This window comes from Candidatus Uhrbacteria bacterium CG10_big_fil_rev_8_21_14_0_10_50_16 (genome assembly GCA_002774875.1).
Classification (GTDB): domain Bacteria; phylum Patescibacteriota; class Patescibacteriia; order UBA9934; family UBA11717; genus UBA11717.
Genome location: PCYM01000010.1, coordinates 95,278 through 105,979 on the forward strand (window position 1 = coordinate 95,278; position 10,702 = coordinate 105,979).

8 protein-coding genes are annotated in these 10,702 nt (G+C 51.4%); 5 read left to right on the forward strand and 3 right to left on the reverse strand.

Annotated elements, in window-relative coordinates:
- The first annotated feature begins 46 nt into the window (after window positions 1-46).
- The 4 genes from COV06_04520 to COV06_04535 all read left to right on the forward strand — a co-directional run bounded on the left by COV06_04520 (window position 47) and on the right by COV06_04535 (window position 5,687).
- Complete coding sequence (locus tag COV06_04520; GenBank protein PIR47317.1) at window positions 47-3,586, forward strand: DNA polymerase III subunit alpha; 3,540 nt, start codon at window positions 47-49, stop codon at window positions 3,584-3,586.
- A gap of 212 nt (window positions 3,587-3,798) precedes the next feature.
- Window positions 3,799-4,968, forward strand: coding sequence for a hypothetical protein (locus tag COV06_04525; protein PIR47318.1), 1,170 nt, complete (start codon window positions 3,799-3,801; stop codon window positions 4,966-4,968).
- Between the two features lies 1 nt (window position 4,969).
- Window positions 4,970-5,383, forward strand: coding sequence for a hypothetical protein (locus tag COV06_04530; protein PIR47319.1), 414 nt, complete (start codon window positions 4,970-4,972; stop codon window positions 5,381-5,383).
- A 67-nt stretch (window positions 5,384-5,450) separates the two neighbouring features.
- Window positions 5,451-5,687: a hypothetical protein gene (locus tag COV06_04535; protein ID PIR47320.1), complete on the forward strand. Its 237-nt coding sequence runs from the start codon at window positions 5,451-5,453 to the stop codon at window positions 5,685-5,687.
- 240 nt (window positions 5,688-5,927) lie between these two features.
- Here the strand turns inward: COV06_04535 and COV06_04540 are convergent, their stop codons facing one another.
- Window positions 5,928-6,920 (reverse strand): hypothetical protein, encoded by a 993-nt coding sequence (locus COV06_04540; GenBank protein PIR47321.1) that lies wholly within the window; start codon window positions 6,918-6,920, stop codon window positions 5,928-5,930.
- Between the two features lie 578 nt (window positions 6,921-7,498).
- Between COV06_04540 and COV06_04545 the strand changes: the two genes are divergently transcribed.
- Window positions 7,499-9,250, forward strand: coding sequence for a threonine--tRNA ligase (locus COV06_04545; protein PIR47322.1), 1,752 nt, complete (start codon window positions 7,499-7,501; stop codon window positions 9,248-9,250).
- A 106-nt stretch (window positions 9,251-9,356) separates the two neighbouring features.
- On the opposite strand, the gene COV06_04550 is transcribed toward COV06_04545, so the two are convergent.
- Window positions 9,357-9,953 (reverse strand): hypothetical protein, encoded by a 597-nt coding sequence (locus tag COV06_04550; protein PIR47323.1) that lies wholly within the window; start codon window positions 9,951-9,953, stop codon window positions 9,357-9,359.
- A gap of 213 nt (window positions 9,954-10,166) precedes the next feature.
- Window positions 10,167-10,702, reverse strand: a 536-nt coding sequence (locus COV06_04555; protein ID PIR47324.1) for a hypothetical protein, incomplete at its 5' end; no start/stop codon positions are given.

Below are 10,702 nucleotides of genomic sequence, written 5' to 3' on the forward strand. Positions count from 1 at the left end.
ATTCACGCCCGTTGATTCAAGCGGTTGAATGAGGTAAAATCCTCCCATGCAACCCTCAGATTTTGTTCATCTTCACACGCATTCCTATTACTCATTACTTGGCGCTCTTCCAGGACCAGACGCTCTGGTGAAGCGTATTAAGGCGCAGGGTGGGAATGCTCTTGCTATTACCGATAACGACGCACTTTATGGCGCCGTCGATTTTTATCAAAATGCACAGGCAAACGATGTTCAGCCAATTATTGGAGTGGATGTACACGTGGCACCAAACGGGCGTCATCAAAAACGTGCGCGCGTGGATAAACATTCCTGGCGATTTGTGTTGCTCGCGGAGACACTCGAGGGGTATGAACATCTATTAAAATTGACGAGTCAAAGTTACTTGGAGGGGTTCTACTACACCCCGCGTGTGGATGATGAGCTGCTACAAGAGATGCACGGTGGTCTTATCGGATTGTCCGGTGGTATGGGAGGGGAGATCCCAACGCTTCTAAAACAAGGGGACCGAGACAAGGCATATGCAGCGGCAAAACGGTATGCGGATTTGTTTGGGCCGGATGGCTTTTATATTGAGGTGGTCTATCGGCCGGACGATGGCGATCAAGAAAAGGTTAACGGATTGTTGATTGAGTTGGCGCAAGATCTGGGGCTCCCGCTCGTGGCAACATCCAACAGTTTTTATTTGAATGCAGATGATCACGAGGGATGGGAGGCGATGTTGTGTATTCAAAAAGGTCAGACGTTGGAGGAATACAGACGCATGTCGGGAGTGGATATTAACCTACAGCTTGCGGATCCAGAAAAGATCATCGAGGCGTTTAAACACGTTCCGGAGGCCATTGTTAATACGCGCAAGATCGCGGACCGTTGTAAGGTGACGATCGATTTAGGAAATAACTACTTGCCACATTTTGAAGTGCCTGGTGGAAAGAACGATAGTGATTATTTGCGGGAGCTCTGTGAAATTGGACTTGGGGAGCGCTATGGAGAACGAACGGAGGAGATTAACGAGCGTTTTGAATTTGAACTTACGACCATTAATAAAATGGGATTCGCATCGTACTTTTTGATTGTGCATGATTTTGTTTCCTACGCAAAAAAGAAGGGTATTTTAGTGGGGCCGGGGCGTGGATCTGCGGCGGGATCAATCATTGCCTATGTGCTACAAATCACGGATGTAGATCCGATTAAATACGATTTGCTGTTTGAGCGATTTTTGAACCCGGATCGTATTTCGATGCCGGATATCGACTTGGACTTTGCCGATTCCAGGCGGGGAGAGGTGTTGGAGTATGTGCGAGATAAATATGGTGCAGACCACGTGGCGGGTATTGTAACGTTTGGAAAAATGATGCCAAAGGCGGCTGTGCGAGACGCGGCGCGCGTGCTGGGACTCACGTTCCCCGAGGCGGATCGGATTTCTAAACTCATGCCAAACCCGGTGCAGGGCCGCTACATGCCAATTGCCGATGCCGTTAAGAATCACATTGAATTGCGCAACGACTATCAAGTGGATCACATGACCAAACGTGTGGTGGATTTGGCGGCAAAGATTGAGGGGGCGCCGCGACACACGTCACAACATGCGTGTGGCATTGTGATTAGTCGTAAGCCTCTTGTAGAGTATGTGCCGATTCAGGCGTCGCAACACGAGGATTTGGATTATGTGAGTATGTATTCTCTGGGGCCTGTGGAGGCCGCCGGTTTGGTAAAGATGGACTTTTTGGGGCTGTCCAACCTTACGATTATTGAGCAGGCATTGGAGATTATTGAGGGTGTCCACGGAGTAATTGTGGATATTGAGCACCTGCCGTTAGATGATGCAAAAACGTATGAGTTGCTAGCCCGCGGAGAAACGACGGGTGTGTTTCAATTGGAGTCGGAGGGGATGAGGCGGTACTTGATTGAGCTTGTTCCAACACAGTTTGAAGACATTATGGCGATGTGCGCGCTCTATCGACCGGGGCCGTTATCTGCCGGGATGGTGCCGCAATATATCAATCGAAAGCATGGGCGTGAGAAGGTAGTATATGACCACCCACTCATGGAAAAGATCCTCAAGGAGACATACGGGGTGACTATCTATCAGGAGCAGATCATGAGAATCTCGCGCGCGCTTGCCGGGTTTACGGGAGGTGAGGCAGACACGCTGCGTAAAGCCATGGGAAAAAAGAAACGCGATGTGCTGGAGAAGATGAAGGCGTTGTTTGTGGAGGGGTGTCGCAAAAATGGTGTCGCCATTAAAACAGCTAACAAGATTTGGCACGACTGGGAGGGATTTGCCGACTACGCGTTCAATAAATCGCACACCGCCTGTTATGGCATGATCGCCTACAGAACGGCGTATTTAAAGGCGCATTACCCGTCGGAGTTTATGGCGGCGGTCATGAACTCGGATGCCGGGAACGTGGACCGTATGAATATTGAGGTACAGGAATGTCAGCGTATGGGGATTAAGGTTTTGCCACCAGACGTTAACGAATCGTATAAGGGATTTGGTGTGGTGGGTGAGGATCGGAAAATTCGATGGGGATTGGTGGCGATTAAAAATGTGGGAGAGGATATCGCGGCGGTGATTGTGCAGGAGCGTAAGGAGCACGGAGACTACAAAGATTTAAGTGATTTTATTACGCGCTTGCATTCACGAAATTTTAATCGCAAGTCGCTGGAGGCATTGATCATGGCGGGTGCGCTGGATCGCTACGGAGACCGTGGCGTGTTATTGGCCAATCTTGATCGCATGCTGCGGTTTAATAAAAAAGTTCAGCAAGACAGGGAACGTTCGCAGGGAACGTTGTTTGATGTGGCGCCAGATATGGAAGTGAATCAATTGCTATTGTCGCCCGCCCCCGAGGTAGCCCGGTCCACGCGGTTGGAATGGGAACGTGAGTTGTTGGGTATTTATGTAAGTGAGCATCCCTACACGGCTTACGCAGAAGCATTGAAATCCTATGTTGTTCAACTATGTGACATTGAACACAAAAATGATAAGGACCCCGTAAAGGTAGCAGGGGTTGTGTCGGTGATAAGAGAGATTCTCACAAAGAAGGGAGATGCTATGGCGTTTGTTCGGGTTGCCAATGGCGAGAGCGATATAGAAATTGTCGTGTTTCCTAGAACATTTGCACAACATAAGGAACATATTGTAGAAGGAAGACTCGTGGTGGTTTTGGGAAAAGTTTCGGAACGGGAGGGACAGTCCAAATCTGTGATCGCAGACAGTGTGGCGTGTTTTGCCGAGGACGATGTGCAGGGAGTCGTGAATATGATGCACGACGGCATGTGGGTGGCGGAGGACGTGCATGAGAGCGTTATGAAACAGCGGAAGGAAAGCCGGCCAAAGGAAGCGAGCGTGATAATTGATCTTGTGCAGGCCCCGACGGAGGATCAAATTAATGGGTTACGATCGCTGTTTCAGCAAAAGCCAGGGCCTGTTCCGGTACACTTTTCTGTGGAGGCGGGCGGCCAGAAACAGCGTATCCAAACCGAGTACAGTATCTCCCCTACAAACGCGATTGTGGATGCGATTGGTGTGATTGTGGGAAAGGGGAATGTGCGTGTGGTAGAACCGGAGAAAATGGGATAAACTGTAGGTGATGCAATGGTTTACTCTTATTGATCCTCTCTCAGGTTCCCTCCGCGTGTCCTCACGAGTACGCCAGTAAGACCCCGGCAAAAACGTAGCCTTCCTGATGGCGCACGCAGTACAGACACAATGTTTTTTGCCTACTTTTTGGCGAAACAAAAAGTAGGGGGAGAATAAAATAATGATATGTTGTTTTTATCTCGATAAATTCTATGTCCTTCAAATCAAAACCGCTCAAAAAAACTCCAAAAAAAAACGTACCTGTATTGCCGTCCGTACGATTGTATCGCAGAATCGCGGCAGGATTTTTAAGCGTCACGGCTATTTTGCTTATTGTGGTTCTCTATCTTGCAACCGTGCAGGCAACCATCCACGTTAAGACACAAGAAGAAGCCGTGTCGCGTGAGTTTGTGGTACGAGTTGCCACGGAGCCTCAGGCAAGTGAGGATGTTCCAGGTGCCGTGTTTGTGGTTACCAAGGAAGAGTCGCGTACATTTGAGACGGAGGGTGAGGGCGAGGAGATGCCTGCAAAAGCAAATGGGATTGTAACGATCTTTAACGACTCATCTATCTCGCAGCCGCTCATTGCAACCACGCGATTGCTGAGTGAGACGGGTGTGTTGTTCCGCATTGTTGAGGGTGTAACGGTGCCGGCCAATGGATCTGTACAGGTGGAGGCGCGTGCAGATTTGGAAGGAAAAGATGGCGAGATTGGACCATCCCGATTTACCATCCCAGGATTGAACGCGGCAAAGCAGGAGGTGATCTACGCCACGAGTGAACAGGCTATGACCGGTGGATCGGTTTTACGTAAAGAAATTACGTTAGAAGATTTAGACAAAGCACAGACGACCCTTGCCGATGAACTAGAGACCGAGTTGGACACACAGTGGCGGGAGCAGATTTCCGGTCAATTGGATGGTGTCACCATCCTGCGTGAGGTACTGGACAAGCGATCAGACACGGAGCCGGGCAATGAGGTGGGGACGTTTACCATCTCAACGATCATTCGTTTTACGGGAATCTATTATGACTCACTGCGATTGCAACAGATTGCCGAACTTAAACTTCAAGAGCATGTCCCAAGCGGGCAGGTGTTGACGCATGTGAATACGGAAGAGATGGTGGTGGCCCACAATCGACACGATGCAGATAACGGTACCGCACATTTTGATGTAACGGTGCCGGGCGTTGCGGTGCTTAAGGCAACGGCGGATATTTTGAATAAAGAGAATCTCATTGGACTGACGGCCGCTGAGGCAGAGTCATTTTTGGAGAAGAACGAGACGATTCGTGATGCGCAAGTAGAACTAAAGCCATTTTGGGTGCACAAAATTCCAAAACTCAAAGATCATATTACGATCGATATTTTGCAGGAGTAGTATGTCTTGTGCGTTGTGTGATACTCGGATGCAGAAAGGATCACAAATTGTTTGTGAGACGGATTTGGTTTTTGTGATGGTTAATTTTGAACCGGTAAAAGATCCACACGTTATGGTGCTTCCAAAACGATGCCTTTCTGATATGCGGCTACTCAGTTTGGAAGAATCGTTTGCTTTGTTTCAGATGTGTGATCGAATCATGGACGGGATGGAGCGTGAGTTGGACGAATCGCCCATGATGATGGTAAACGGTGTCGGATTTAGGACGCAACCGCAGCACCTCCATATTCATATTTTACCGAGTAAATATCCGCTGCGAGGTTTATTGGTGGCAAGCGAAAATAGACCTGAGCGAAGACGTGCCACAAATGAGGAGCTTGTAAACATGGCTGATCGTGTAAAACGATTTATCTAATGCATATGCCGGGTGAGTACGCATCGTTTTTTGTTGGGGTGAACACGTTTGTTGTACGAGATAATCGATTACTTTTGGAAAACGAAAAAACGTATATGGGAGTGGAACATGGGCATTGCCGGGTGGTCATTTGGAGCCGGGAGAGCGATTAGAAGATGCGGCCGCGCGTGAGTTATTGGAGGAAACGGGTCTTGCTGCTGTTGATTGTCATTTTGTTAATTTGGTGAACGATAGGCGATCAAATCAACATTATATTCAGATTGGGTTTGTAACGGAGAAAACGCTCGGCGAGCCTGTTGTGTGAGCCGGATAGATGTGAGGTATGGAAATGGTTTGCGCTCGATGCTCTGCCATCCGAAATCTTTCCACCGCATATTGTGCAGATTCAATTGTTTAGAGAGAAGAAAACGTTAGGTGATGATTAAAGCGACAACAAGTAAATAAAAACACGCAGCCCCGAACCAGTTGGTCGGGGCTGACGTCGTTTTGGATTTCTGCACTTGAAACGTGTGCAGAGACGTGCGCCCTCTACCATGGGGGAGAGCTATTTCGTCCCGTCGTTGCGGGGGTCCCATCCGGGGATATCCTCGGGCTGGACTCGGTCCAGCCTCACCAAGGGCTCCCCCTTGAGCGCACGCGTCATCATGACCACGCACGCCAGGACTCGCGGGACGTACACCCGTGGCTTCATACCGCCGGTGTAGGCGAGCCACGGACGCAGGTCCGTGACGCTGGGGAGGCGCTTTCCGCGCTTCCACCCGGCCTCACGAGCGTCCCGGCGGACGCCTCCCACCCCCTCGTTGTAGGCGAGGAGGCCATGGGCGCGACTGCCGAGCCTGCGCTCATAGTCGTCCAGCACCATGATCCCCACGAGCATGTTGTGCTCGGGGTTGGTCTTGTGTTCCATCGCCGTCATTGGCAGATGGAGCATGATGGCGGCCGGCCGCACGTGCCGGCTCACGCTGATGTTGGTGAGCTGCATCCAGCCGCGACCGCCCATGCGGTCCTTGGCGGCCATGTTGCAGCCCTCACTCTCATGCAGGGCGATGCCTGCAATGAGAGCGGCCGGGTAGAGCGTCATGCTCTCGGCCCGGCGGAACATCTCCATCTGCTGGAGGCAGCGCTCCGCGCCGGTCCTCCACGCCCCGTTTCCCACGTACGTGTTGTATTCCTCCAGTACGTGGGGGAGGATGTCTTTGCTAAATCCGCGGAGCTTGCTACGCTCCGCCCGCACCACCGCCACGTGACGCGGCTCGGTCGGGTTGACCACGGGGACGCGGATGTCCTCCATGGTGTCGCCCGACCAGTTGATGATCCTGGGTGTGGCCAGGATCGTGCCGCCGGCCACCATCGCCCATGCGGCGCCGGCGATCATACCGCGACGGAAGTCCGGAGACCTCCGCGCGGCGCTCCGTGTGGCGACCACGGTGTGGGACCAGGTCCACGACACCGCGATCACCAATCCGTATACGCCCAACTTGCTCATCCGCCAGGCGAACGAGCCGAAGCGCTGCACCAGACCCAGGAATCGCTCCATGGTGTCTCCTCCTTCTCAGTGGTGAATTGGCCCCGTTAAGCAAGCAATTTGCCTATTGGGAACGTCCCTTTATACCACAAAAACAGCCTTTTGTCAACCCTGCCATCTAGCCCTTATTTGTCGTCGCGGGCTTACAAGGATGTGATGCTGCAGTGAGCTTGATTCGTCGTCATTGCGAGTTTCACAAAGTCACAATAAGGCCAGATCCGGCTCCGCCGGACAATCATCCTTATTAAACAAGATTCTGCAAACGATCTATTTATGCTTTCTCCCTCCTTTTTACACAAAACCCGAGGAATAATTGCTCATAATCGTATCCTCTGTTATGCTTATTCCATCAGCGACGAGGAAAGACACGTTCCCTCAACCCAGCGTCACAGAGAGAAGAGCCCTGGCTGCAAGCTTTTTACGCATGGTGAGTGTGGATACTCCTTTCTGAGTTGATATCAAGTAAGCGGCTGCCTCCAAGTAATGGATGTGGCAATTCGGGTGGAACCGCCTCAAACGATGCTTTGGCAACGTGGGGTCCCGATCCTTCACAGTAATGTGGAGTTTTATTTTTCACACACGGACTCTCTATGAGTGATCAAAATCACTTGGACGCTCTGCGCCATTCTGCGGCCCACTTACTTGCCGCCGCCGTCTTGGAACTCTACCCAGACGCTAAGCGCACCATCGGTCCGTCTATCGAAAACGGGTTTTATTATGATTTTGAATTCTCGTCGCCCATTACGGACATGGATCTTAAGCGGATCGAGAAGCAGATGAAGAAAATCATCAACACGTGGGGTGAAGGATTCTCACATCGGAGCGTGACACCAGACGAGGCACGGGCTGAATACAAAAATAATCCCTACAAGTTGGAGTTGGTCGATCAGTTTACGGGCGAGGGTCAGAACCTCACGTTTTACAAAGTAGGGAATTATGAGGATTTGTGTCGTGGTGGGCATTGTGAGCATCCAAAGGAAGAACTCAAGCACTTTAAACTTATGTCGCTGGCGGGTGCCTATTGGCGAGGAGACGAAAAAAATGCCATGCTGACACGCATTTATGGCACCGCGTTTGCCACGCAGGAAGCATTGGACGCGTACCTACACATGTTGGAGGAGGCAAAAAAACGAGATCACAGAAAGCTTGGAAAAGAGTTGGGGCTGTTTGCCTTTTCTGATCTCGTGGGGCCCGGTCTCCCCTTATTTACGCCAAAAGGAGCAACGATTCGCCGTTTGTTGGAGGATTACGTGTGGGACCTCATGCGACCATTTGGGTACGAGCGCGTGGATATTCCTCACATGGCCAAGGCGGACTTGTATAAAACAAGCGGTCATTGGGACAAGTTTACGGACGATATTTTCCATGTGAGCAGTAAAAAATCGGACGAGCAGTTTGTCATGAAGCCGATGAACTGCCCGCATCACACGCAGATTTACGCAAGCGAACAGAGATCCTACAGAGACCTTCCTCTCCGATTTTCCGAGGTTACCAAAGTGTACAGGGACGAGAACACGGGGCAGTTGCAAGGGTTGTCTCGCGTGCGATCCATTACACAGGATGATGCACACGTGTTTTGCCGCATAGATCAAGTCAAAGATGAGGCGCGAGCCATTTATCAGATCGTTCAAGCGTTCTATAAGACATTCAACATGCCATTGGACGCGCGATTGTCCTTGTCCGATCCAAGCCAGCCGGATAAGTACCTCGGTGAGCGATCCGTTTGGGAGACATCGGAGGGGATGTTGCGAGAGCTATTACAGGAGTTTGGTGTGGCATTTGAAGAGGTACAAGGTGAGGCGGCGTTTTATGGTCCTAAGATCGACTTTGTGGCTAAGGATGCGATCGGCCGTCCGTGGCAGCTAGCAACGATTCAACTCGACTTTAATTTGCCAGAGCGATTCCAGTTGGAATACGTAGATGAACACGGCGAGAAGGTGCGGCCAGTAATGGTGCATCGCGCCATCTCGGGATCACTTGAGCGGTTCATGGGCGTGTTGATTGAACATTATGCGGGAGCGTTTCCGTTGTGGATTGCGCCTGTACAAGTGCGCGTGGCAAGCGTCAGTGAGGTGCATAAAGATGCGGTGAGCCAGCTTGTGCGTGATCTTAAAGCCGCGGGTGTGCGAGCCGAGGCAGATGTGTCCGATGCTACGGTGGGCGCCAAGATTCGTAACGCTTCCAAGATGAAGATTCCCTATACCATTATTTTTGGAGATAAGGAGTTAGGTGGGGAGGCGTTCCACGTGCGCGTGTTTGGAGAAGAGGAGGAACAGGTGATAGATCAAACCTCTTTGGCGGAACAGATTCTCAAAACGTCCAAAGAACAGCGGGGCGTGTAAAGGAACAAAAGTTGAATACAAAAAAATATAGGAGAAACGAAGACCCCGGAGCCAGCTGGCCCGGGGTCGACGTGTGTTTGGGTTGGTGCGGGATCTGGTCGCAGCTCTAGCTGTTTGCGATCCCGATCATGTTGACGAGGGCGCGCAGGTCCGGTCCGAGGAGCTCCCGAATCGGATCGGACAGCGCATGACCCGGGGTGCGCTCGATGTAGCGCAGACCGCACTGCATCCTCATGAGCATCGCCATCTCCTCCTTCGTGATCTCGCTTACGCGGATCTGGTATCGACCCACAATCAGGTAGACGTAGAGGAATTGAACCTCTAGCTCGATCCGCGCCGCGCCGATGGACCCAGAGTGGATGAACTCATTATTCGTGTAGTTGATGACCTTGTCGATCATCCCAATCGCTACGGAGTACGCCTCGTCCCTCAGAGGGACGAGGATTCGCAAGAGGTCCCACAGCGGTTCCGCGTGGGTCTTGATCGCGGAGCGGTGGGCGGGATTGCGGAAGTCGGCGGTTCGCAGGCCGCTGATCACAATCTCCAGCTGCGACAGGGCAAGGATGACGGCCTGGCGCTTGATGCGCATCATCTCTTGGCGCAGGTTGAGAGCGCGGTCGGCGACCGAGGTGGGGCCGTTGGCCTTCTGACGTCCCGGCCACAGCTTGAAGGTGTAGTAGCCCCCCATGGACATGATGATCATGGGGATCCAGTGCTTGTTTAACCATTCGAAGATATCGGACCAGCTCATCACAGACTCCTTCGGGACGCACCCGATGGTGGGGACGCACCCCTAGTGTCTTCTCACGCGCAGACGATTTTCTGCCGCAAGTTGCGTTATAGATACATGTTCGAGCATCTTTTGTCAATGGGGGTCCTCAAACCAAAAACCCGCGTGTGCGGGTTTTTAAAATGCTTACTCTACATTGTTCTTGAGGAAGTTGGCAAATCCCATGGTGAGATTTTTTCCATCTTCACGTTGCAAGTACACTGTTGGTTTTCCGGAACTGTTCTTGCGAATCGCTTTAATGGTCATTGTCCCTTCCATCTCCTTACCACGACCATCTTTTACGCCGTCGAGCACTTGACCTGCAAGACCACTTATCCAATCCACAAAACCTTCCTGCTCCTCTAGCATGTCAAAGGCCACTTCTGGTGAGACGGACTCCGCTGCAATCGTTCCGATAATTGAGTTGATCTCTTGCGGCCATGTATTAATCAACTCTTGTACGGTATTGACCTCTTGGAGGTCCTCAATAGATAATTCGGCTTCCTCTGGCGCAATCGCAGGCATCTCCTGTGTTTCTGCGAGCTCTTCTGGATTTAACTCTGTGGCTTCCTCCACGCGTTTTGCACGTCCAGCCACGCGACCTGGGGTAACCTCATAGGAGGCACCACGGACTTGTGTTGTTTCTGGTGATGTTGCGGCTGATCGTTGCGCGAGCTTTTCTC